General features: G+C 52.5%; 15 protein-coding genes. 4 read left to right on the forward strand and 11 right to left on the reverse strand.

Annotated features, from left to right (window positions below):
- Positions 1–9 precede the first annotated feature (9 nt).
- The 10 genes from M6D81_RS03950 to M6D81_RS03995 form a co-directional block, all read right to left on the reverse strand.
- A complete protein-coding gene (locus M6D81_RS03950; protein WP_262675514.1) occupies positions 10–1356 on the reverse strand; it encodes a sulfatase family protein in 1347 nt (448 codons plus the stop codon).
- A complete protein-coding gene (locus M6D81_RS03955) occupies positions 1353–3518 on the reverse strand; it encodes an alpha-galactosidase (protein WP_262675515.1) in 2166 nt (721 codons plus the stop codon). The genes M6D81_RS03950 and M6D81_RS03955 overlap by 4 nt, the downstream gene beginning before the upstream one ends.
- A gap of 27 nt (positions 3519–3545) precedes the next feature.
- Positions 3546–6971, reverse strand: a complete 3426-nt coding sequence (locus M6D81_RS03960; RefSeq protein WP_262675516.1) for a right-handed parallel beta-helix repeat-containing protein — start codon at positions 6969–6971, stop codon at positions 3546–3548.
- A 50-nt stretch (positions 6972–7021) separates the two neighbouring features.
- Positions 7022–7984, reverse strand: coding sequence for an alpha/beta fold hydrolase (locus M6D81_RS03965; protein WP_262675517.1), 963 nt, complete (start codon positions 7982–7984; stop codon positions 7022–7024).
- Positions 7985–8026: 42 nt separating this feature from the next.
- Entirely contained in the window at positions 8027–10360 is a 2334-nt protein-coding gene (locus tag M6D81_RS03970; protein WP_262675518.1) for an alpha-L-rhamnosidase-related protein, read from the reverse strand.
- An 18-nt stretch (positions 10361–10378) separates the two neighbouring features.
- Positions 10379–12007: an extracellular solute-binding protein gene (locus M6D81_RS03975; protein ID WP_262675519.1), complete on the reverse strand. Its 1629-nt coding sequence runs from the start codon at positions 12005–12007 to the stop codon at positions 10379–10381.
- Between the two features lie 99 nt (positions 12008–12106).
- Positions 12107–13000, reverse strand: coding sequence for a carbohydrate ABC transporter permease (locus M6D81_RS03980; RefSeq protein WP_262675520.1), 894 nt, complete (start codon positions 12998–13000; stop codon positions 12107–12109).
- Positions 13001–13019: 19 nt separating this feature from the next.
- A complete protein-coding gene (locus M6D81_RS03985) occupies positions 13020–13883 on the reverse strand; it encodes an ABC transporter permease (RefSeq protein WP_262675576.1) in 864 nt (287 codons plus the stop codon).
- 243 nt (positions 13884–14126) lie between these two features.
- Complete coding sequence (locus M6D81_RS03990) at positions 14127–16373, reverse strand: helix-turn-helix domain-containing protein (protein ID WP_262675521.1); 2247 nt, start codon at positions 16371–16373, stop codon at positions 14127–14129.
- A gap of 235 nt (positions 16374–16608) precedes the next feature.
- Positions 16609–18114 (reverse strand): FGGY-family carbohydrate kinase, encoded by a 1506-nt coding sequence (locus tag M6D81_RS03995; RefSeq protein ID WP_262675577.1) that lies wholly within the window; start codon positions 18112–18114, stop codon positions 16609–16611.
- Between the two features lie 235 nt (positions 18115–18349).
- Between M6D81_RS03995 and M6D81_RS04000 the strand changes: the two genes are divergently transcribed.
- The 4 genes from M6D81_RS04000 to M6D81_RS04015 all read left to right on the forward strand — a co-directional run bounded on the left by M6D81_RS04000 (position 18350) and on the right by M6D81_RS04015 (position 22712).
- Positions 18350–19225: a class II fructose-bisphosphate aldolase gene (locus tag M6D81_RS04000; RefSeq protein WP_262675522.1), complete on the forward strand. Its 876-nt coding sequence runs from the start codon at positions 18350–18352 to the stop codon at positions 19223–19225.
- A gap of 29 nt (positions 19226–19254) precedes the next feature.
- Positions 19255–20313 carry an aldose 1-epimerase family protein gene (locus tag M6D81_RS04005; RefSeq protein WP_262675523.1) on the forward strand — a complete coding sequence of 353 codons (1059 nt, stop codon included), beginning with the start codon at positions 19255–19257 and terminating at the stop codon, positions 20311–20313.
- Between the two features lie 6 nt (positions 20314–20319).
- Positions 20320–21816: an L-arabinose isomerase gene (gene araA, locus M6D81_RS04010; RefSeq protein WP_262675524.1), complete on the forward strand. Its 1497-nt coding sequence runs from the start codon at positions 20320–20322 to the stop codon at positions 21814–21816.
- 143 nt (positions 21817–21959) lie between these two features.
- Positions 21960–22712: a DeoR/GlpR family DNA-binding transcription regulator gene (locus M6D81_RS04015; RefSeq protein WP_262675525.1), complete on the forward strand. Its 753-nt coding sequence runs from the start codon at positions 21960–21962 to the stop codon at positions 22710–22712.
- A 66-nt stretch (positions 22713–22778) separates the two neighbouring features.
- Here M6D81_RS04015 and M6D81_RS04020 read toward each other — a convergent pair whose 3' ends face one another.
- A complete protein-coding gene (locus M6D81_RS04020; protein ID WP_262675526.1) occupies positions 22779–25976 on the reverse strand; it encodes a carbohydrate binding domain-containing protein in 3198 nt (1065 codons plus the stop codon).
- Positions 25977–26012 lie beyond the last annotated feature (36 nt).

The raw sequence follows: 26012 nt of genomic DNA on the forward strand, positions 1-26012 counted from the left end.
GAACCTGTCTCATGGCTCATAAGGCACCGAGCCCGTATGGTCAAGCTTATATCCCCATTGTTCAATGTAGCGTTCTCCCTCGAGGAAGGCATCGCCATGCTGCATCAGCATTCGCCGAAGCATGGCATCCAGCTCGTCTTGCAGTTGCCGATGAGAATCCTGGAGACATAGATTATGCAATTGATAAGGATCGCGCTGATTGTCGTAGAAGAGCCAGGGACCTTCCCGATCGATGACATAGGTGTAGCGTTCCGTACGTATTCCGCGGTATTCCCTTCCTCCTTCGGCGCGACTGAATTCACCTGCGGGATGAATGCATGCAATAAGTGCCGCATCCACTTGAAGCTCCCGCTCTCCACGAAGATACGGCGCATAATCGATGCCCTCGGCCGATTCGGGAATGGGGAGCCCGCAAAGACCAAGCAGAGTCGGCATAATATCGGGACTGTTGAACGGTGTGGAAATCCGCTTGCCGTTCTTCCCGAATTGCCTTGGATAGCGTATTAGGAAGGGGACCCGTATAGATTCATCCCATGGCCTCTGCTTGCGGGCATGCCCCTGGGAACCGATCATATCCCCATGATCGGACGTATAGACAAAGATCGTATCTTCCTCCAGATTCTGCTCTCGAAGCGTATCCAGCAAGTCGCCGACATAAGCGTCCAATGCGCTAATATGCGCGTAGTAGCCCGCCAGATCTTGACGGGCCGTCTCCTCGGGCGCATCCGGCACATTCGGACGCAGGCTAAGCTTTCGCGGATTATATAGATCCTTGTACGGCTGAGGAGCCGTGTGATATGGATTATGCGGCGGTCCCCAGGACAGTATGAGAAAGAACGGCTTATCCCGCCCCTTGCGCCCCCGAATATACTGCTGAGCGCTTCTCGTCTGTGCTTCCGCATCGTAGCCTTCCCACTTCAACTTCACCGGTTCATCCTCGTAATAATAGGATTCGTTATAGTGATGCGTGCACTCCAGCACCTGCCAGAAGTCGAAGCCCTGACGATCTTCCCTCGGAATGAACTGGCTGCGGCCGCGGCCGTTCAAGTGCCACTTGCCGATATAGGCGGTGTCGTAGCCGCCGGCCGCGAATGCGTCCGCGATCGAGGTCGCATCCCGTCCCAAATGAACATCGTTGACGAATACGCCATGCGTAAGCGGATATTGCCCCGTCATCAGGGTGGCCCGGTAAGGGCAGCAGCAAGGAACATTGGCTACCGCCGTCGTCAAGTTCAAGCTTCGTTCGGCGAGCGCGTCCAGGTTGGGCGTTCGCACATCCGGATTCCCCGCATACCCGGTCGCCTCTGCTCTATGTTGATCGCTGAATACGAAGATTACATTTGGCTTCTTAGTCATGAGAGCCTCCTTTCGAACCCGTACAGAACGGCGCTGTACTCGTCTTCGAGATGCATTTGAAATCCTTGCTGCAACTCGTCTCCATTGACGATTCGTTGATTTTTTCTTGGAAATGATGTGACTTCGTAATAAGACTGCGCATCGATTCCCGATAATTTTACAACATACTCGCTTTGATCGCTCTGCAAACGCCAGGCTCCCAGCAACAGTTTCGTCGCGGCCGCATTATGCATTTGCAGAACGAGCCATCCTTCCGTATATTGAAGCGAGGCATTCGGCGTATGATGAACGACCTGGCAATCCTCTAATATCTCCCGCCATTTTTTATAATAGTGAATCGCCTCAATAAGCAGCTCCCGCTGCGCGGGCGACAACTTCTCGATCTCGCCGCTGATATGCATCCGCCCCATCATGGAGTTGATCAACGCGAACGCGAATGCCCTCTCCTCCGCGTCCGCGTTCAGAATGGACCAGTTCCCCATTTGCGAGGGATGGATGAATCTGGAGACTCCGTAAAACACGCCGCTTAAGCGGAACCAGTCCGATTGGTCCGTGATCGAAGCCAGATCGGTATGCGACAGCATGCCGTAGTCCAGACGATTGCCGCCGCTCGAGCAATTTTCGACAATGATGTCCGGATGCTTTCTTCTTAACTCTTTCAGCCAGTCGTAATAGCTCCGTACGTTATCCACCAATCCCTGCCCCAGGCTGTCCCCGCTGTTGTTGCAGCCCAAGCCGCAATCGACGTTGTAATCGATTTTGAAGTACCTGAACCCGGCCGCGATAAGCTTTTCGAAGGCCTTCGTCGCATACTCCCGTGTGTCTGGGAAACCGAAGTATAAGAATCTTCTCCCATTGTCTTCCACATATCCCGCTTGATGCGTCATGAACAAATGCTCATGATCCGTATAGGACTTGGAGCCAGCCCCCGCGACCTCGATTTCCAGCCAGATGCCGGGCATCATTCCCGCTCGCCTTATTTGGTCCGCAACGGCCTGAATGCCCTCGGGAAATCTGGATTCATGCGGTTCCCAATCGCCTGTATGCATGAACCAATCCCCTGATTCCCTGTTGTCATCATAAGGGAGGTACCATCCGGCATCGATGGCGTACACCTCGGCGCCCGTGCCCGACAAGGCCGCCAGATGGTTCTCGATCGTTTCCGCTCTAACCGCTCCCCGCGTCGAATTCCATTCATTGAATATGATCGGAAAGCTTTTGTCAGCATAGCTTCGCTGAATAAGAACGGCCGCGCGATGGCTGTGCATGGCGTTCAACGCATCGTCTATTCCGCCCTGGATGCAGGAGAGAGAAGCTTTTGCAGACGCAAAAGCTTCCCCTGGCATCAACTTTTTCGACCAATGCGCATACGTATAGTTGCCGAGGCCGCCCTGTACATGCAAACCCGCTTCGCGGAATCCCGGAGCGCCGATCTCGAATCGCCATGACCCCGAGTGCTCGATCTGCACGCTCCAGAACGTTCCGGAATCCACCTCCTCCAGGACAAAAAAAGGAATGTATTCTTTGCTCGACCATGAACCTGTGCTTTCAACATGCCAGCACCCCAGGCTGAGCCGGTGAAATAATCCGGCTTCCTCGGCGGTCATCGTTCTCATCTGCCCTTCCCAGCACCAGGAGGAGGGAAAAGAATGAATCTGTATCCGGTCGCCGGGAATCTGGTTGGCCGATGCGGCGAAGGGCATGCCGTAAAGCGCGAATGAGCTCAGATGCTGAACCTCTATCGGCGTATCCGACCCATTTCTAAGCGTCACATAGCGCGTCAAGGCGGACGAACGCTTGTAAGCGATATAGTGGTGATGGATCTCCAGACCGGATTGTTCGTCCAGAGACGTAATGACCAACGTTTGCGATTCCCCGCGTTCGTCTTCGCTTATCGCATGGCTCTTGTATTCCGCTCTGGCGCTGGAGCCGCAGCCGGTATAGCTTGCCCCGTGATGCTTGGTTCTTCCCTCGTGATTAATCTGAACCTCGGCTTCCGGCTGAAGCTCTCTGCACATAATCCGTTCATCGTCCAATGATTCGATTTCGTCGTTAGGCAAGTAGCCGATGTGATGAAGTTTACGGTCTTTCAATCCAATGAGGTAGGTTGCCTGTTCGTTGCGTATCGTCCATCTCATCTTCTTCGAATCGTACTGTATCACCGAATTCCCTCCGTCGTCCAACGAATTTTACGGTTCCAAGAGAATATAATCCACGTTAACCGTCCCCGAACTGAAATTGTTCTCGGGGTCGAATCTCAACTTTTTGATGGTGCCGGTCCAGTTTGGATCCGAGCTTACATCCAGCACGTACTCGACGTATTCGGCATCGTTGGCGCTTGTCGTGAAATTCAGGCGCTTCGCGCTGTTCCAATTCGGATCGGCGTCGGTGATCCAATAAAGCTGGGACAGGGTTGACGGCGTATTGTTCTTCATACGAATCCTGACAATCGCATACGCTGAAGCGTCGATGCCAAGATTGTCCGCCGAATGAATGTACGGATCAATGCCGTCCGCCGTAAGATTGAGCGCATCGCCGGAGACGTCGCCGGTCACCTGGTTCTGCATGACCCAGCCTTCGAAATCGCCATTCGTATGGAAGTGCCAGTCATAGGGACCGACAGGCATTCCCGAGCTCTGCGCCGAAGGCGCGGACTCGAAATTCGACGCGTTAACGGCGGTCACCTTATAAGAATAGGTCGTTCCGGATGTTAAGCCGTCGTCCATATAGTCGCTGGAGGTCACACCGGTCGCCACTCGATTGTGCCAGGATGGTGTGAACCCGCTCTCGGCGCTTCGGTAAATGTTGTATTTGACCGCCCCCGCCGTGTCCGCCCAATCCAACTGCACGACCGACGAGCCGTCCGGCGACGCCGTCAAGCCCGTCGGCGCATCAGGCGAGATCGTACGTACATCCGGAATGCCGGAAGCCAATGTAAAGTTCAAGTCGCTTGTCGCAACATCCGCGAACGATCTCCATTCAATTCCGGCGTTCAGATCGGCGCGAGGATCGTTGATCGTCAAGCCGTCGATGGTTACGTTGGCGGCGTTCTCCACCTTAACGCCCGTAATATTACCGTCGAACGCATTGTCGCTTGCGTCGGCTTCAATGGTATTCCCGCCGATAATCTGAACGTTGTCCGCACTGCCGATATAGATCCCGTTGCGCGGCGGATGCGTGATGCTATTGTCGCTGATGACAATATTCTGCTGTCCCAATTCGTCGGACAGAGCGTTCCCCGACCGATTTCCCTTAACGATAATGGCCCCAGCGTAGAACAGATTCCCCTGAATGTTGTGGCGTGAGACGCCCGACATCGTATTGCGGGAAATTTCGATATTCTGAGCGAACGGCCCTTCCGGCCAGTCCGGTTCGTTGCCGACGACGATCGCCGCTCCGCCAAGATCGGTAAACGTATTGTCCGTTATGACCCCGTCGATCGCTTTGACATAGATGCCGTAACGTTTCGACTCCCGGAATACCGTATCCTCTACCCGAAAGCCTGCACCCGACGCGCTTAAGTTAAACAAGGAATCCGCCGTTTTGTAAGTCGTTCCGGCAGCCACGCCGGCAATCGGCGCATCCAGCGTCACGGCAGCGAATCCGGCATTCGATTCGACCTCGGCAACCTGCGCGGTTCCCCTGACCCTCCCCAAGACGGGATCGAAGATCTGAATTTCGTCGCCTGCCTCCGGAGCGCGTCCGTTGATGACGACTTCGGTGTCGGACAGTACGTCGACGACCGCACCGGGTCTGCTGTAGATATTCATCGCATCGTCCAGCAAGCCTTCGAAGACGGAATCGGTGACGATTGGCCCCGTTCGCGCCGATTGGACATGCACGCCGTCCGCATTGGTCGAAGCGTATCGCCCGCTTCCGGGCCGACGCAACACTTGCAGATGGTCTACCGTAATCCCGTCCGTATTGGAGCCGACGATCGCAGCTCCCGGCGAAGCGTAGATCGTCACGTCTTCTATCGAAATATCGGAGCTGTTGATGCTCCAGATCGCATGGTTGCCATGTCCCCGATTATTGATGATCAGCTTGTCTCCCGATTCCAGTTGACCCGATGCTCCGATCAAAGGTTTGGAGCCGGCGGCAACGGTCATGCGATACGTCGTCGAATCGATCTTCTCCCAGGAGTTGACGAAAACCAGACTCGCCGTTTTCTTCTCGAGAGCAGGATTGGATGAATCGCGAACCGTGCTCCAGTGCGTTGGGATGTCCGCCATTGCAGGATCGTCCAATAAGGAGTAACCGGCGTCCGGCAAGAAATCGAACGTGCCCGCCGAAGCATCTACCGCCGTGATGCTCCCTTGTACGAATGGAGGCGTTGTATAATCGATCGTCAGACCCTGGAAGGATACGTCTTCAGAACCGTCGCGCAAGGCGAAGCCTCCGCTTAACCCGTCCGTGAACGCAATCTCCGTCTGATCGCCGACGAACGAGATTCCCTTCATCCCTTGATTGACGAAGTTGTAGTTGATAATCGCCAGAGGAGAAGCTTCCATGGAGACCGAATCGAAGTCGATGGACCCCGAATCGTAGCCGTGCACCGGATCTATCCGAATCTGCTTGATCTTCCCCGTCCAGAAAATATTGGGCGCCGCATCGATCACATACTCCGTGTAGCCGCTGTCATTCGGCTTCGTCTGGAACTGAATCCTCTTCTTCGAATCGAAGACGGGATCCGACTCCGTCTTCCAGTAAAAATAGGCCACGGTCGAAGGCGTGTTATTCTTCATTCGAATCTTCACGTACCGATAAGCCGTCGGCATGCCCAGATTGTCCGGAGAATTCAGGTACGGCGCGAAGCCGGTCACCGACAAGCTCATGCTGCCGCCCGAGACGGAGCCCGACAGATCGCTGATCAGGGACCAATTCTCGAAATCTCCGTCCGTATCAAACCCCCATACCTTGTCCGGAAGCACGTCGACGCGTATGTCGTCGATTTCGATGGTTCCCGTCCCCGCTCCCTGCTCCGGATCGATCCGAATCTGCCGAATGACCCCGGCCCAGGAAGCGCTTCCGCTTAGATTAAGGGTGTACTCCGTATAATTGGCGTCGTTCGCGACTACGGTAAAGTCCAATCGTTTGCCCGCATTCCAGACCGGATCGTCGTCCGTTATCCAGTACAATTGCGCGGCCGTCCCCGATGTATGGTTCTTCATCTTAATCCTCACCGATTTGACGATCCTCGAATCGATATTCAGATTATTCGGCGACAAGAGGTAGGGATCCGTGCCGCTCACCGTAAGAGTAAGGATGCCGCCCGAGACGGTACCGCCGGACAGGTCATGCTGCAAGACCCAGCCGTCCAGACTTCCGTTCGTGTCGAAATCCCAGGCTTTCGGCGGCGGACTAACGACATATTTGCCTTGCGAAAACATCACCCGGGAACCTGTGCCAGCGGCCTTGGCCGCCTGAATGGCGGCGCGGATTGCGGGACCGTCGTCGCCCGCATCGTCCGGAACCGCTCCGTAATCGTCAACGTAAACATCGCTTCCGGTTGCATGAATCGTTGCGGGAGATTGGAGAATCGAGAAACAAGCCAGCATGCAAAGCAATAAGCGCACACTGAGAAACGTAAACCTGTTCGTCCTGTCATTTCTCATATACCTTGGCATCCTTGAATTCATGCGCTCTCTACCTCCGATAATCGTTATTATCCTAGCAGAAATTGATAGATTTTCTCGTGCAAGCGAGGAAGGCCTTCATGTCCGAAATCCGGATAGATCTCGAGGCGTTTCTCCGAAGCGATCTTGTTATAGGCAGCGAACTGCGTAGACGGCGGGCAGACGGTATCCATCAAGCCGACTCCCATCAGCACCTCGCCCTTGATACGATTCGCCAGGAATTGAAGGTCGATGTAGCCCAGTTTGGTGAATATCTCGTTTTCACGCTCATGCTGAGGATCGAAGGCTCTAAAATATTGACGAAGCTCCTCATAAGCGCCCTTGGCGAGGTCCATCTCCCATACCCGCTTGTAGTCGCACAGAAACGGATAGACGGGAGCCAGCTTATTGATCCTCGGCTCCAGCGAAGCGCAGGCAAGTGTCAAAGCTCCGCCTTGCGACCAGCCGGTGGCATACACCTGCTCTGCGTCGACCTCAGGCATCGACATGGCAATATCCGCAAGCTGCGCCGTATCGAGGAAGATATGGCGGAACAGCAGATCCTGAGGATCCTCGCTGTCGAGACCGCGGATGATGTGGCCTCGCAGCGTATTACCCTTCACTCCGCCCACATCCTCGGAAGCGCCGCCTTGTCCGCGCGCGTCCATCGCGAACACCGAAGCTCCTGCCGCCGCATATTGGAGATATTCCGTCCAATCATGCGCTCTGCCCGAGTAGCCGTGGAAGAATAGCACTGCAGGCCCCTTATCGTTGCCGAGATTCTTCGGACGAATATGCTTCACATGAATGCGGGCGCCTCGTACTCCTGTGAAATAGAGATCACAGCATTCTGCGAACGTAGTCATGAATGCGCTTGGCTTCCTTTCCACATTAGCCTCGACCGCTTTCATTTCTGTTAATGCAGCTTCCCAATAAGCATCGAAATCATCGGGACGCGGATTTCTTCCTTTGTAGCTCTTGAGCAGCTCAAAAGACATATCGACTAATGGCATGACGTACACTCCTCATGTATGGATGGCTTGGATTCCGACCTGTTAAATCTTCCTTGCATCATACCCATCAGGCACCGAATACCGAACGGTCCATTCGCCATCTGACAGCTCCCGCTTCAACCGGATCTCGCCAAGGCTCGTGCCCAGCCTAAGCTCGGCTTCGATGGGAACATCGGCGAAATCGAAGACGACGACCCGGTCCTTCTCGTTAATTTCCTGAATGCCAAGCAGCGCCTTCAGAATCACGACTCCGGCAAAGGAGGCGAAGCCGTGATTCAGACTTCCGTTCACGGAGCCGTGCTCCCACAGCGTGCCCGTTAACCGGCTCATATGATGGAAGTATCCCTTGACCTCGTTCAAGCTTTGCGCGTACCTTCGCCATCTCAGCAAGAGCTCCATCCGGAGGTAGTAGCCGATGAAAGCATTGGCATACGCAACTTCGGGGAGCAGCCCCAGCTCCTTCCTTGCGGGACCGAACACATCCAGCAACGCAGCTTGCAGCGTCTTGAACCGCTCCTCCTTCTCGTCCGCAATGTCGAAGAAGAAGGCATAATATTGACATACTTCGGATGTATGGTCCGTCAGACGGAGGCTTCCATCGTCCTCGCGAACCGCATGATCGATGAAAAATTCCCCGTTGAAGGACTGCTCGATAATTGTTTCTCTTATCCGGTCGGCCTCATCCTTCAGTTCATCATCCTTATACCACTCTCCGATGAGCCGAAGCATCTTGCTATACAGCATGTTCGTCGGATAGTTGACATCCTGCACCCATTGGTTCGCCTTGGACCATTCGATGAAATTCCAGCTATCCAGCTTCTCCAGCAAGCCGTCTTCATTGCGGAAAGGACGAAAATAATGGATCAGGCCGTAGCACAACGCCTTGAAGTCGTCGATATTCGCAGCGGCGTCCCGCTTCAAGTAACCCTCCAGCTCGATCACGTACCACATCGCCCATTGCGGGATGAATCGGCCGTTCACATGATCGGCCGGGTAACACATCGGAAGCATCCCTTTCGGAAGATACGGAAATCCCCTCGCCAGCACGAAGTTTTCCAGGAACACCTTCTCGGCAGCCGCATCCCCCGAGAAGTACTGGGCCGATTGACCCGTGAAATAACTGTCGCACAGCCATCCCGCGCGCTCCCTCGTCGGGCAGTCCATGAATACGTCCAGCGTATTCTGCCGATAGGTTTCGAGCGCCGCCTGAAAGATATCGTTCAATTGTTCGTCGCCGGAACGGAATACGGCGTTCTCGCAAGCCGGATACGTGTATTCGCGCAAACCCGCTCTCCGCAGCGTAACAGTCCCCTTGGCGACATAGCACAGCAGATAACGGAATCCATAGCTCTCGAAGCTTTCCAGCGAGTATGGCCTCTCGTTCTGTTTGAGCGAATATTTCAGCACATTGATCCAGTCCCAGGAATGAATCGCGATCCGGCCGTCGATCAGCTTCTCGTCGAACATGAAATACACTTCGCTGTCTTGCGCGGCCATGACTTCCGAGACGATGAAGCCGTTAAGGTTGAGTCCCATATCGAGCAAGACATATTGTCCCTCTTGCAGGGATTGCTCCATCGTTCCTCCGGCCAGATCGCGCTTGACCCGATCAACGGGCTTAAACTCCAGATCTTGCACAAGCTCGAACGGCCGCTCCTCGATTTCATCCAGCGGATAGCCCGTAATCGTATCCGAGATTTGATGAATGAATCGATGCTCCGCATAAGTGGCTCCTTTGCGCTCTTGCTTGTCGACCGCTCCATACTCGATCGCATGCTCGGCATAGCGGATATCGTAATGCGGGATCGGCAATTCCCGAGCCAAGTAGTCGATGGCAAGCGCTACGTTCTCCAGCTCTTCTAGAGCGGTGACCTCGCCCGTCATCCAATTCGCCAAGGGCTCCGCATGATCCAGATGATAGATTTCCGTGAACGTCCGCTGGAAGGAATACCTCATCGCTTTTTGAACTCTCGTGGTTAGACGTACGGCTGAGAAATTCCCTTTCACGTCCGAATATCCGATCAATCGATCGTCCTCATAGACCTCGGCTTGCAAGAATGACGGGATATTCAAGGTATAGTAGGAATAACAGTTATAACCCGCAACCTCAATCGCCAGCTTATTCATGCCTTCGGTAAGCTCGGAATCAAGCACCAGCTCGTCGATTCTCGCATAACCATGCGGTCCTCTTGCGGGGCCGTAATGGAAGAATCGTCCATTCACGTAAACGCGGAACAACGTAGATCCCGTAAGGTTGAGCCTGTACTTGCTGCCTTGCTTGCGGGTAAAAGAATAGATGAATCCGGCAGAAACGTTCATGGTCCGCGCTTCTCCAGTGATCCATACCGGAACCGCCCGTTTGAAATTGTGTTCCATACTTCCACCTCGTTTTCTCTATCCTCTATTCCAGCGATCATAAGCGGCCTGATGAATTTGCTGTACCTCTTCGGCGCCCATATTCTTCAACGTACTGGTGAATTCATCCCATTGGTCCAATCCGATATTGCCTGTAATAAACTTGGCATTCATTTGGTCCACGTAGGTATTCAGATCCGTAAGCAGCACATTCAATCTCGCCTGCTCCTCCTCCGAGAAATACGTCATCGGGAAAGGAGTGACACCGTAAGGCAGATAAGCTTCGCTCGTCACCCGATTAAAGTAGTTCCCTTGAGGATTGTTCTCCTTGGCGGCGAATTCCAGCCCTTCTTTGCTCCAAGTCCAGTAAGGAAGAATGGTTCCCCCTGCATCAGGCGTGACTTTACCGCCTCTGTGCTCCTCGCGGTTACTGATAGGCGACACGAAGCTCCAACTGGTCTTGTCTTCGTTCCATTCCCAGCTTTCCCCCATCATGACAAGCTTTGCGCCTTCTTCCGAATACAGATAATCGGCAAGACGGATCGAAGCTTCGGGATGTTCGTTCTCCTTCGTAATTGCAAATGCGCCTCTTGCAACTCCGGTCGAGACCGGATAGATTTTCTGATCATTGACCGGACTTGTCATCGGAGGCAGGTAGGGGTAATCCACACTCTCAAGCGGCGTGATATCTACATGAATGAACGGACCTGCCGCTACGAATACACCGGTCCTGTTCTCTTTGCCCTTCGCTGTGTATTGCTGTTGCGTGTGCGAGAACATCTCATTGTCCAGCAGTTTCTCTTCGTACAGTCGGCGAACATACGCAAGGTAGTCTTTGTACTTTGGATCCAGTGGAACATACTGCGCCTTATCGTTAAATACGCCAATTCTATTGCCGTCTTCGACCAGACCGAAAGCCGGAAGGATAATCGTGGTCAACAGGCTCGGATTCTGAACCGAGAACGGAATTTCGTCGGCTTCTCCGTTGCCATTGGGATCCCCCTCCTTGAATTGCTTCAGCAATTCGTAGAGCTCTTCCGTATTGCCAGGAATATGCTTGATGTTCAACTTCTCAAGCCACGTTTGATTAATCCAGGCCTTTATGGCCAGCCCTCTGGGAATCGTCGATATTTTGGGCAGCGCATAAATATGACCGTCCGGTGCCGTTATCGTCTTTTTGACATCGGGCAATTCCTCGAACATCTTCCGGATATTAGGCGCATACTTCTCGATTAATTCTTCCAACGGAATGAGAACCCCTTGCTTGCCATACTCCACTTCGTCCATAGGCGTAAGATTGCCCCCGAAGAAAACATCTGGCAGAGAGTTCGTTGCAAAAGCCAGATTTTTCTTCTCCGCTAAATTTTGGCTGGCCGGAGTATCGAATTCGAACTCGAAGTTCATCTTTTCTCCGAGCACTTTGAACAGCTGCAAATCTTGCCATGCCCCCTGAATAGGATATTTAGCTCCCATCAGCTTTAATGTAATGGGGGTGTCGACTACAGGAAAGCCTTCCGCATGAAAGTTGTCCGGAAGACCGGCGTCCTGATTATTGGTGGCGCTTTCATTTGATGTGCCCTTATTGTTCGCTATATTCTCGTTGCTGCATCCGGCGCTCAAGGTCAACAGCAGCACAAAGACCAGTGTCCAGCACAGATATTTCTTCATTGTTCAGTACCCCTTTTCGTTTTTTTTTCAACAATTCTAACCTCATATTATCATCGCGGTCGAACTCCTGCCTCACCTCCTCTACGTAATCTGGATGCATCATCCCTTCAGCGAACCGATTAAAAATCCTTTGACAAAGTATCTTTGAAGAAAAGGATACACAATTAAGAGCGGCAGCATGGACACAATCATAACGGCGTATTTGACAATATCCGCCACTCTCGCCTGCTCGGCCATGGCTTCCAGATCTCCCGAGCCGTTCAACAGCATGGACACACTCATCTCTTCCAGTATCAATATCTCTCTCAAAATAAGCTGCAGCGGGAACAAGTCCCGGTCGGACAAATAAAGCATGGCGTTGAAATACTGGTTCCAGTGCCCGACTCCGTAAAATAAAGCCATAACCGCGATAATCGGTTTTGACACCGGCAATACAAGGGAGAGAAACAATCGGAAGGGAGAGCATCCGTCGATCTCGCCGGCTTCCAGCATTTCATTCGGGATGGAGATTTGAAAGTAAGTTCTGGTGACGATAATGTTCCATACGGCGACCGCATTCGGAAGCAGCATCGCCCAGATGGAATCCAGGATGCCCAAGCCTTTGACCAGCAAGAAGCTAGGAATCAGTCCGCCGGAGAAAAACATCGTGAATACCAGAAGAGCCATTACAATATTGCGGCCGACTACTCCTTTTCTGGACAACGCATACGCACAAGGGAGCGTTATAAGCAGATTGAGCAAAGTGCCGAGAACTGTATAGATCACCGTATTAACATATCCGTTCCAAATTTCCCGATTTTCGAATACGCGCATATAGCCGTCTATCGTTATCTTCTTGGGCAACAGCCACATTTGTCCCGAATTCACCATTACGGGATCACTAATGGACGCGCTGATAATATAAATCAACGGATACAGAATGATAATCAACAATAATCCGATAAAAACATGATTGAAGAACGCAAACACCCTATCCGATGCGGTTTCTCTCATTACGATGTCAACTCCTTCTTTACCACAGACTGGTCTCGGTCGTCTTCTTGGCGATTCGATTAAAGACAATCAGCAGAACAAAATTAATAATGGAATTAAAGAAACCCACCGCGGCGGAAAAGCTGTATTGCGCATTTAGTAATCCGCTTCGGTATACATAAGTTTGAATCACGTCCGATGAAGTGAGGTTCAAGTCGTTCTGCAGCAAATAAATCTTCTCGAAGCCGATGGCCATGAAGCTGCCAAAGTTCAAAATGAGCAAAATCGTAATCGTCGGCGCGATATGCGGAAGGTTAATGTGCCAAATTCTCCGCAACCGATTCGCTCCATCGACTTTAGCCGCTTCATGCAGTTGGGGATCCACCCCCGACAAAGCCGCGAGATAAATAATCGCTCCCCAACCAAGCTGCTGCCATTCTCCGGATAACACGAAAATGCTTTTGAACCAACCGGGCTCGGTCATGAAGGCAATGGGCTTCCCGCCAAAAGCCTGGATCACGGTATTCACGATGCCGGTGGACGGATTAAGGAAAGCAATGATCATGCCTGACATGACAACGACCGAAATAAAATGCGGAGCATAGGTAATCGTCTGCACCAAACGTTTGTAAAGACCGTCTTTCAATTCATTAAAAGATAGAGCTACAATAATTGAAACGGGAAAAAGCAACAGTTGATACACATTGATTAATAGCGTATTGCGAAGCAAATCCCAAAAATAATAGGAATTGAAAAACCGTTCTATATGCGCAAATCCCACCCAAGAACTGCCCCAAATCCCCTCCGTCACTTTGTAATCCTTGAATGCGATCTGCAAGCCGTACATAGGGAAATAATGAAAAACTAAATAGTAGCTGACGGCCGGAAGCATGAATACATACATTGGCCAATGCTTCAACCATTTCCTTGCGCTCAAATAAGATCCCCTCTCTTTGTGGTCGAATTGATTTGTTCTTTCGACATAACAATAGCTCCATTCCGAACGTCCTGTATATATGCGCTTCATGCAGAGTATGTCCCTTGCCCAGCCAAACGCAAAAAAATATAGCGCTTCCAAAAAGGAAGCGCTATACAAGCGAATTTTCAGGAGAATATGCGTGTCATGCAACATATGCGAATCAACCGGTTAGCGCGATTTGCGGTATTGTCCCGGGGTAACGCCTTCTATTCCTTTAAATTTCCTGATAAAGCTTGATACGTCCAGATATCCGGCATCGGCAATAATCGTTTTAATAGGTGTATCCGTCTCCTTCAGTTGCTTCTTAATGTAAACCAATCGCAGCTTCCCGACATAGTCGGTAAAGGATTCGCCCGTTTGCTCTTTAACAAGCCGGCTAAGGTTGGAACCCGACAAATCGAAGCGCTCGGCTATTCGGTCCAAGCTGATGTCGGCGGAAGCGAAATGCTCTTGAATGAATGAAATGATGCCGTGCTTCAGGGACGCGCTCTGCTCTTCTTTCATGCACGTTACTTGATCGCATATTTGATCAACCAATCGGCGAAGCTCATCATGCAGTTCTTTCAACGAGTTGAAGTGCACCAGCTTCTTCAAATCCATCGTGTTGTCCGTTATGTTGAGCTCATTAATCATTTTAAATACCGTGTTGATGACATCCATGCAGGTCAGCTTGATTAACAGAAGAGACTGTACTTTTTCGTCAATGCTACTCAATATCGCGTTCAAGGTCTCTTGGGCTACCTCACGATCGCCCTGCTTCAAGCTCTGGGTGAGCTTGACTTGTTCTTGAATCGGGTACCATAGATTGTTCCCTTCCCCGCCCTCGATTTCATCGAAGAAGATCCAATTCCTGTTCTTGCCGACCAAGCGGTAACCGGCTGCCGCAGAAGCTTCGATAAAGGATTGGTTCATATCCGTAATATGATCGTAATACCGGCCAATCCCGATCGTGAAGGGAACGTTCAACTCTTGCCGCAGCTTATTCTGAATATCGATCACCGCGATCTCCTGCTGCCGCTTCGCATTGCCTTCTACTGCTTGTACCGATACAATAAGCGCGATCGCATGCTCGTGAATCAACTCTATGCCGTACCCATGTCCGCCTGACCAGGCAAAGTCGGACAACATGTTCAGCACGTCGTTTTTTTTCTGAGCGGATGCCGTTTGATCCGCTCCTTCGCCGAAGGTGATGTACACGACAAAGCAACACCCCTCAAAAAATTGCAATTGCTGCGATTGAATGAACGAGTCCGCTTCCTCTCGATTTTTCTGATTGCCCCTTAACAACCGGTGCAAAAACTGTTCAATAAGCAGAGGACGATGCGTATCGATCTGCTTCACCAAGCCCTGATGTTCCCTCACGACTTCATCGATCGTTTCCTTGATGCGCTCCAGCTCATTGTTCGGCTTGCCTCTAAGTCCAGTATGCGACCATACCCTCTTCACATGATCCGTCAACTCTCGAATTGGCCGATATTGATATCTGGAAATATACAAAATGGCAGATAGGCCGATAACGAGGATGATGAAGAAACATATGCCCATAATCCATTTCACATGAGTCACTTCACCCAGAAACTGGTCGGTCGGAATCAACGTCGCGAATGTCCAATGGCTTACATCCGAAGTGACCGTCATTAGCGAATACTTCTCGCCATTCATCGCAAAGTATTTAATATTCTGCTTAGAATTCCCGTCATACATTAATCGGCGTTGCACCTCGTCCACTTGAATGCCGCCTTCCCTGTTCTTCGACACCAGGACATTGTTATCCGCGTCGAATATATATACACTCCCTTTCAGATTGCCCAGGATATCTTCGATCAGACTGTTCAGCATGGACTCTTTAATGACATACATGACGGCTCCGTTCGTATAGGAGGCGCCAGGTGGAATGGGATACAAGTAGGTCAATAATCTGGCTTCGGTATTCTCAACGACTACATCTTCATAGGATTTGATCATGGGAATCTCTACCGTATTAAGCACTTGAAGAAATTGTTGATCGTCTCCGCCGTTGAATTTATAGAAATAATTGGATAGAGTAGTCAGTTCATTCGAGCCTTCGGAAGAATAAATATATTCATCGCCGCGAAAGTATAAATATATTTCATCGATAATAATGCTATTATCCCGATATTCGCCCAGTTTCCTAATGGCTTCTCTCGTATGAAAGCCATCGCTCCTGATGATATAAGCAGATAGATCGGGATCGGCCGAGATGCGCGCGGAGATATTCTTTAGCTCACTCATGCGCATATCCGTCATGTTGCGGACTTGATTCAAACTATGAATGCCGGTGTCTTCGATGACATTCATTAGGCTGCTTAGAGCATATTGATACAGTAAAACTCCGAAAAAAAGAACAGGCAGTGAAAATACCAATAAATTGGAATAAAAATATTTGTACCACATGAGAAGTCTCCTCCAAATCATTGGATGATGATTTGCTTGTTTTATTATCGAAATGAACAATTGAAAGCGCAAACATATTTATTGATGACAAGCTCCCGATCAACTTAAGTTCCATTATAAACACATTCAACTAGCATTGCATAAAAATCTCGACCACTCTATCCATGATGCATGAGCAGAAAAAATGCCTTCGCCATTTGGAGGGACGAAGGCAATTGAAGCGTATTCCATTCCATTAGTTGTACGTACACATAACCTCTACAGCCTTGGACAGCCGCTTATACTGCTCATATCTTTCTTCATACAACGCTCCGTTAACGGGATTGGGCTCGAACGTCCCCACCGGCTTAACCAGCAATTCCACCGCTTCCTCATACGATGAGTAGATGCCCGCCGCCTTGCCGGCGAGAAGCATAGTGCCGATTGTACCCGCCTCGCTAATATCCAGCTTCCTGATCGGCTGATTCATAATATCCGCCTTAATCTGCAACCACAGATCAGATTTCGCCCCGCCGCCTACGGCCCTCAAAGAATGAACAGCAATCCCCGCATCCTTCAAACAGTCCATGTTATAGCGCATCTCATAAGTGACTCCCTCCAGCAGCGCCCGGTACAACTGAGAGGCGTCGGTGTTGAAGGTAAGGCCGTAAATAACCCCCTTGGCATCAGGATTCATGGTCGGCGTCCCCGATCCCGCGAAGTGAGGAACAACAAGCAGGTCCGTTGGAGCCTTGGCAGCTGTAGCGTTCAAATACTCATATACGCCGATCCCTTGCTTTCGCGCTTCAGCTTCCGCCATGGAGCCGAATTGATCCCGATACCAGCGAAGCAGCGATCCTCCCGTAAAGTTGAAGGCATACGTCAGATACAGACCTTCCACGACATGGGGCGCGCAGTTAAAGTGATGTCTAAGCATGACACCGTTTACAACCGGAGCCGAATAAGCCGGCGTTATGCATTCCACCGTCCCGATACCGTCAACCGCTTCGTTGCCGCTCAGAATCCCCGCTCCAAGCGCTGCGCAAGCTTGATCATGCCCGCCCGCGGCGACTACCGGGCTCTTGCCAACGAAACCCAGCTCCCGAGCCAGCTTGTCACGTACGCTTCCGATCACCCCACCCGACTGAACAAGCTCGGGAAGCTTGTCCCTATCAACCCCTGAAGCCGTCAGCAGCTTTGAATCCCACGTCTTTGTCGTCACATTAAACGCCATGGTACGGGAGGCTAACGTATAATCCATAGCAGAGACTCCAGTAAGCAAAAACGCCATATAATCGCCAAAGCACATGAACTTCCAGACATCGTCGTATAATTGCGGCTTGTTCTGCTTGATCCACATCATCTTGGGCAGCGAAAACATGGCATGAAGAGGAACGCCGGTTATCTCCATGACACGCTCTCCTCCAATTGCCTCTTCCAGTTGTCCAGCCTGTTCCCGCCCTCTCTCGTCCGTATATAGCATGGCATTCTCCAATGCTTCTCCGTTGCGGCCAACAGGAACAACCGCTTCCCCTAATGACGAAATGCACAGTGCTGCTACTTCGCGATCAAGAATAGAAGCGTCATGCAATGTCTCTGCCAGACAATCGCGCACCGCTTCCCACACGGTCTGAGGATTTAGTTCGAATGCTCCCGCCCTGGACTGTTCCATTGCATATTCCCGATAAGCTGTCGAGAGGAGCCGGCCCTCTTCATGAAATAAGGACGCCTTGCAGCCCGTTGTGCCGATATCAATCCCCATCAAGGACAATTGTTCATCCCTCCATCCTGCTTTATATGTCCATTATAAACACGAAAAGCCCCGTTGTATATGTTTAATTCAAACAAAGAGCCTTTATTTTCGCACAAATAGATGGAATACCCATTCGCAATTATGTGTTTTCAAATAAAAAGTGTTGAATTTAAACAATTTTTCGGTATAATCTTGTTTAAGTGAAACAATCACCTCACACTTACAGCAACGAAAGGTGGTCACCATGTCAAAAATCGCAATGAGCGAGCTGTTGCAGGACGCAGCGAAGCGAGGTTATGCCGTCCCTTGCTTCAACGCAATTAATCTGGATATGATTCGGGGAATTATTGAGGCAGCCGAGCAGGAGCAGTCTCCCGTCATACTTTGCCATGCCGAAATCCATTTCAAGTACACGCCGCTGGAGATGATCGCTCCAATTATGGTGGATGCCATGCATCGCGCAAAGGTGCCTGTCAGCATTTTGCTGGATCACGGGAAGAGCTTCTCGGCTGTCATGAAAGCGATGTCTCTTGGCTTCAACGCCATCATGTTCGACGGTTCGGAGTATGCGTACGAAGAGAATGTCCGTCGAACAAGCGAGGTTGTGAAGATCGCCAAGGAGCTGGACGTCTCGGTGGAAGGAGAGCTGGGGTATGTAACCAGACCTAAAAGCGGGGGCGCAGAAGGCGAGGACGATGACTCCATTATCGACGATATCTCGCTATATACGGACCCCCAGCAGGCGCGGGAATTCGTAGAGCGTACCGGCATACATGCGCTTGCCGCCGCTTTCGGCACGGTACACGGCGTTTATTTGAAGAAACCCGAACTCGATCTGAATCGGCTTGATCAGATTACCAGGACGGCAGGTGTCCCTATCGTGATGCATGGCGGGTCCGGACTATCGGATGAGGATTTCCAGCAGACCATCGACCGCGGCGTCGCCAAAATCAACTACTATACAGGCATGGCGCACAAGGTGGTGGACCGCACCAAACAAAGACTGCTGCAAGCCGACGACAACCTGTTCTACCATGAGCACATGATGCAAGTCATTGGAGATTTCAGGGAAGATGCCGCGCGTGTGATGCGAACCTTCCGCAGCAGCAACCGGGCTTGATTCATTCTTCATTTAGAGGTGATAGAAGCATGCAATTATACGGACGGCAATGGAACAGACGCGAGCTTGAAGCCAGAGTAGGACGAATAGAGCAGCTTGGCGGCGTTGAGCGGTACGCCTTCAGCGAAGGCCCAGAGAAAGGAATGGATGCGTTCCGCGTACGAACCGGCTCCGGCTTGTCCTACTGGATTACTCCCGACAAAGGAATGGATATATCGCTTGCCGAAATGTATGGAGTGCCTGTCAGCTGGTCATCGGGCAACGGCGAGCCCCATCCGGCCTATTACAATCCGAGCGGGGCGGAGTGGCTGAGAACAGCCTCCGGCGGATTGCTCATGACCTGCGGATTAACGCAGGCCGGAGCTCCGGGCAGCGATGAATGGGGCAATTATGGTCTTCACGGACGAATCCATCATACCCCCGCTCGTCAAATCTCTTCTACTGCAGAATGGTTAGGCGACGAGTATGAAATGAGAATATCGGGCGTAATAGAGGAAACGTCGATCTTCGGCGAACGATTGCGGTTGACACGTTCGATCGCAAGCAGGCTCGGCGACAATCGCATTATCATCTCTGACAAAGTTGAAAATGCAGGCTTCCGCCCTGCCCCTCATATGATGCTCTATCATTTCAACTTCGGATTTCCTCTACTTGCCGAGGATACAATGATTGAGCTGCCCGAAGGACGCACCGTACCGCGCGATCCGGATATGGACATGGAACGGATGAACGAATGGCAGATTCCGGATGCCGCTTGGAGAGAGCAAGTCTATCACCATGAACCTTACGAGAAGACTAATAAAATATGCGCACGCATTCATAGCCCCTCCTTCCCCGCTTCAGCCGCTTCCGGCGCGGGAGGATTGACCGTGGAACTGCAATGGGACCCCTCTGTCCTGCCTCGCATCGTGCAGTGGCGCATGCCCGGCGCGAGCGAGCATGTACTAGGGCTTGAGCCTTCCAACTGCTGGACGCAAGGCCGATCACATGAGCAGCACAATGGAACGCTTCGCATTCTGGAACCCGGTGAGGCAATAGATTATAAGCTGGAGCTTCGCTTCGGTTCACAACCCATTCAAGGAGGATGACAATTCATGCTTCAGACGAAACCTTATGTATTCTGGTTTGTAACAGGCAGTCAAGGACTATACGGCGAGGACATTCTGTCCAAAGTAGAAGGAAATGCCAGAGAGATCGCAGCCAGCCTGGATCAGGACGGAGCGCTTCCGTACGGCGTGATGTTCAAGGAGGTCGTAACGACTCCCGAAGCGATACGACGCGTAGCTCTTGAAGCCAATGCCGATGACCAGTGCGCGGGCATCATAACATGGATGCACACCTTCTCTCCGGCCAAAATGTGGATCGGCGGCCTTACCCAATTGCGCAAGCCGCTGCTCCACCTCCATACGCAATATAATGTAGATATTCCATGGGACAGCATTGACATGGACTTCATGAACTTGAATCAGGCCGCGCACGGCGACCGCGAGTTCGGATTTATTGGAGCCCGCCTCGGCATAGCCCGCAAAATTATTGCAGGCCATTGGAAGGAAGATGGGGTTCGCAGCCGCATTGGCTCCTGGATGAGGACAGCGGCAGGCTTCACAGAGAGTCAAACGATGAAAATCGCCCGCTTCGGCGACAATATGCGCTATGTCGCCGTGACGGAAGGAGACAAGGTCGAAGGACAAATCAGATTCGGCTGGTCGGTGAACGGTTATCCCGCCGGCGATCTCGCAGAACGAGTGCAGGATGTGACGGATGTGCAGGTCCGGGCGCTAATGGATGAATATACGGAGCTGTACGACTTTACGGACGGAGGCAAGCTTGAAGGCAGAGAGCGGGAAGCCATTCGCGAACAGGCCCGTATCGAGATCGGGCTGGGAGCCTTTCTGCAGGAAGGCGGCTACAGCGCATTCGTAACCAGCTTCCAGGATCTGCACGGATTGAAGCAGTTGCCCGGCCTCGCCGCTCAGCGGCTTATGGCTGCAGGATACGGCTTCGGAGCCGAAGGAGACTGGAAGACCGCGGCGCTTGTCCGATTGATGAAGATCATGGCAGATAACAAAGGAACCTCGTTCATGGAGGATTACACCTACCATATGCAGGAGGGCAATCAACTTGTGCTCGGCGCCCACATGCTCGAGCTATGCCCAACTGTAGCGGAGAGCAAACCGAAGATTGAAGTGCATCCCCTGTTCGTGGGAGGCAAGGCCGATCCCGCCCGTCTCGTATTCGACGGAGCAAGCGGCAAAGGCGTCAACGCCACCGTCATTGATCTGGGAGACCGCTTCCGGCTAATTGTGAATGAAGTGAATGCCGTCCGCAACGAACGTGACATGCCTCATCTGCCGGTGGCGCGTGTGCTGTGGAAGCCGGAGCCCTCGCTTGCGGATGCTGCCGAGGCGTGGATTCTGGGGGGAGGCGCGCATCACTTCGGCTTCTCGTTCCATGTTTCCAGCGAGCAGCTGCGGGATTGGGCCAACATGGCAGGCATAGAATGCTTAATTATTAACGATGCAACCACGTTAGCCGGCCTGGAGAACGAGATTCGCTGGAATGACTTGTATTACCGATTGAATCAGCGATAGTCGCATGTATGCCTGAAGCCCGCTTGCATGTACCTTCTCGATGTGCCGGGGTTGTTATTGCTTTCAATAAAGCAATCCCCTACAATGAATATAATTGATTTCACGTATGGATTTCATAGATTTTGCGTTTAGGAGGCCGACCCATGTCGTCCGAATGGAATGATAGACAAAAACGAATAGTCGAGAAGCTTCGCACGGATGGAGAAGTCAAAATTTCCGAATTAAAAAATTGGCTTGAGGTTACCGATATGACCGTACGAAGAGATCTGGAGAAGTTGGAGCAAAACGGAGTGTTAAAGCGGACATTCGGCGGCGCCATACTGACCGCGAAGGAAATCGCTCTTCCGGAACGCTCTATCGTTCACATTGCCGAGAAGGAACGAATCGGCGAAACCGCGGTTGAACTGATCGAGCCGGGCGAATCCATCTTCATGGACAGCGGTTCTACCACTCTCCAGATTGCCCGTTGTCTGCCGCATGAGGCCAATCTGACCGTCGTAACCAATGCGCTGCACATCGCATCGGAATTATCCGAGAAGAAGATTCCCACGATCGTTATCGGAGGCGCGCTTATGGATACGACGAATTCCATGGTGGGTTCCTTATCGATTGAGACGATCTTGCGGATGGCCTTCGACAAAGCGTTTCTGGGAACGACCGGAGCCAATGCGCTCCACGGCTTCAGCAATTCCAATATGCATGAGGCGGAAATTAAACGAACGGCTATTCAACAAGCCAAGAAAGCCTATATCGTCATGGATCATACCAAGTTCGGCAACAGCGCCTTGTTCTCCTTCGCTTCCCTCCAGGATGTGCACGCCATCATAACGAACGAAATGCCGGATGAGGACATGCGGCTTGCATGCGAAGCCTCCGAAACATTCATTATCACCTGATCGCCGAACCGGCCGGTCATAAGGAACCCCCTGTGCCTATGGAAGAAGGCACAGGGGGTTCCTTCCTTAATCCAGCTTCGTAACCTTAATATCGTCCACGCTCAAGGAGCCGCCGTTGTGCAGACCCCAGATCAGCTTGTAATCGTCGTACTGATCCAGCGTGAAGGTGAAGCTCTTCGTGTAAGGATCGCCTGGCGCATCGGTCCAGTTGTAGACGCCGACATCTTTCGAGTTGCCGCCTATTGGCGTGCGGGCCAGGAAGTAGAAGTAACCGTTCGTCCCCGGCGATACGACCGTCTTGGCCTTGAAGTCCACCCGGTATGACGCGCCGGCCTCCAGCACGACCTTGCCGGGATCGCTATACAGGAACTCATACCAGTCCGTCGAAGCGGATGCTCCGCCATACGCGGAATAGTCCCCCGCTATGACGCGGTTCGGATCATCCGTCAACTGCCCGTATGTGCCGGTGAAGCCCGGCAAGTAGCAGCTGTCGCCGAAGCTTCCGCTCTCGAACGTTTCCGTCATCGCTCCCGACACAACCGGATTATCCAAGACGAATATCGCCGTTTCTCCAACCGCCATATCGATTTGGAATTCCGATACCGATGTGCCGACCAGTTCATTGGAGATGATGTTGAACACCGGCGTCGGCTGAGGCAACTTGATCGTCTTCGTCCCCGCTGTTGCAGCATGGACGCTAATCCATGAAGCGTTAGCTTCCACATTGTCATAGCTGTCGGAAAACACATGCACACCCGCATCCTTATACAGCTTGTTCAGCACAGGCGCCGGAATCGGCGTGGTGCTGACATACACGCTGCGCCAATCGGCCAGATCCTTCACGACGATAGCCGGACTGCCGTCCTTCACGGAGCTTGCCCATACGCTTGCGCCTGTAGCATCCGCCTGGAACAGCGGGTCCAGCGGCGTATCGCCGTACACTTCAGTTTCACCGGGGAACATGCCGGAATCCAATTCATAAGACAATGGCTGCGCTCCGGGCTCGCCCACCTTCGTAATCGTTATATCGTCAACCGATAGTCCGCCTCCGTTATGAAGCCCCCAGATGAGACGATAATCGTCGAAGTGCTTCAGTGTGAACGTAAAGCTCTTCTCGTAAGAGGCGCCTGACGCATCGGTCCAGCTGTTCACGCCGACATCTTGCGCGACTCCGCCCTCCCCGGTCCTCGCCAGGAAGTAGAAGTAGCCGTCCGATCCCGGCGAAGCCGTCGTCTTGGCCTTGAAGCTCACCTCATAAGTCGCACCCGCTTCCAGCGCCACTTCACTGTCGTCGCTATACAGAAATTCATACCAGTCGGTCGAAGCAGAGGCTTCGCCATGAGCTGAATAACTGCCCGATACGACTTCTCCTGCGGCAGATGTGATCTCGCCATAGTTGTTATACCCTCCGGTGAATGAGCTCGATGCGAGGCTTCCCCCTTCGAAGTCCTCCGTCAGCAGCGGCACAGGGTTCGCCACCGGCCCGCCACCGGCTACAGATTGTTGTAAGGTGAAGCCTGTCAAATTCTCCATCCGGTTGAGAGACAAGGCTTCACCCGGGTCGCCGACATAGCCGGGCGCCCAGTTCCACACCAGCGTGCGGCCGTTGTCCTTGAGCGATTCGATTGCCGCGCGCTGCTGACCGGTCAACTGGAACGTATCCAGGAAAATATACACCTTATATCGGTCCGGAATCCGTCCTTCCACCAAATCCTCGATCAAATAGCGGTCGTAAGGCGCCCCCGCCTTGCTTAGCTCACCTGCTCCTTGCGGTCGGCCCACGACAGGGCCTTCATAGAAGTTCGCAGAAACATCCTTGTCTCCTCCCAAATAATAAGCGCTCTGGTTGGATGAGATGACCGCTACTTCGGAATTGCGTTCGCGCGGCAGGTGCATGGAGTAATCGCCCCAGTGCTTCAGCCGCTTGAATTCGGCGGCAATCTCGGGCGCGTCATACCATAGTCCGGAGGAATGGTCCATGTACCACATGCCGGTCGCATGCGTGACCGCCTGACCGAACGCCCGCTGCAGAATGCCGAGTGATTCCGCCATATTGGATGCCAGCACGAACGAGGTGCCCGGCGGCGCCAGATGCGTGCGGTCGTCCGCTTCGTCGATGAACAGCTTATTGTGCAGTGCAAGACTGTCGCTGTACGTGCGCAGCGCGCCGTCCTCTCCCGGCCCCCGTCTCCAGTACGTATGCGGCGAAGTCAACAGATCCACATTCGTAAGGCGGTGAGCGAGCGCCGCCTCCCGATGATGCACCTCCTGCGGCATATACCCCATATCCGGAGTATAACCGTACAGGACGGAGACAATGAGTTGTCCGTTGCTCTCATCCTTCACAATGCCGGCAAAGTGGTTGATCGCCTCCACCACAGACAGCTGGTAAGCCTCGTAATAATCGGATAGACGCGTCGACAGGGAAGGATCGCGGAACAAGCCGACGTCGCTTGCAGACCGATCCGCAGCGGTTGGGATCGTGACGGACTGGAACGTAACGGATGGATCGCCCCATGCGTTCCGCAGCTCGTTCACATCATTCCCGTACTTCGCCTTCACATGCTCGATAAAGGCCAGACGCATCGGCTCGCTCGTATCCGGCAAGTACTCCGAGTTCCAGTTATGCCATTCTCCGTACATGCCTGCGGACAGCGTGAAGCCCATCAGTTGATTGCGATGCGGACCGTCCAGCAGATGGCGCACCATGGCACGCAGCATCGCTCCCGCCTCATCGCGCCAGAGTTGCGAGGCCATAGAGGCGTCGCGCGTTACGGGATTGGTGCCGGGATCGATCGCGTAGCCTACCGCTTCCGCCGGATTCTGCTGCAGCCACCATTCCGGCGCCCATAGATGCAGCCTTGGCAGCGCGTAGCCGTCCGTTACCCGGCCGGCGAATATATCCATAACGCCGTCTACCGTCGTGAAGTCTTGCTGGCCGGGACCGGTCCAGCCGAGATCCAGGAAGCTGGTCTTCTCGATGAAGGAATACAGCTTCACCCCGGCATCCTGGAACACCGCTGCATCCTGTGCAGATATCTCTTGCTCGAACAGAAACATAGGGAACTCCGGCTCGCTGTTCACGAAGAGCGCCGGAGCGCCGTTATGCGTACCGATCTGGAACGCGGGAGGCACCGTTCCTCCACCTTGCCCGTTTTGCACCGCAGCCGCCTCCTCCTGGCTCGCTTCTTCCGCCCATCCCGTTCCGCTTCCCAGTAGTGACATGAGCATCGTCAACATGAGTATCGCCTTCACGCTTCTCATCCGTTGCCTCAACACCTTTCTTCACTTTGATCTTGC

This window comes from Paenibacillus sp. J5C2022, assembly GCF_025567625.1.
GTDB lineage: Bacteria > Bacillota > Bacilli > Paenibacillales > Paenibacillaceae > Pristimantibacillus.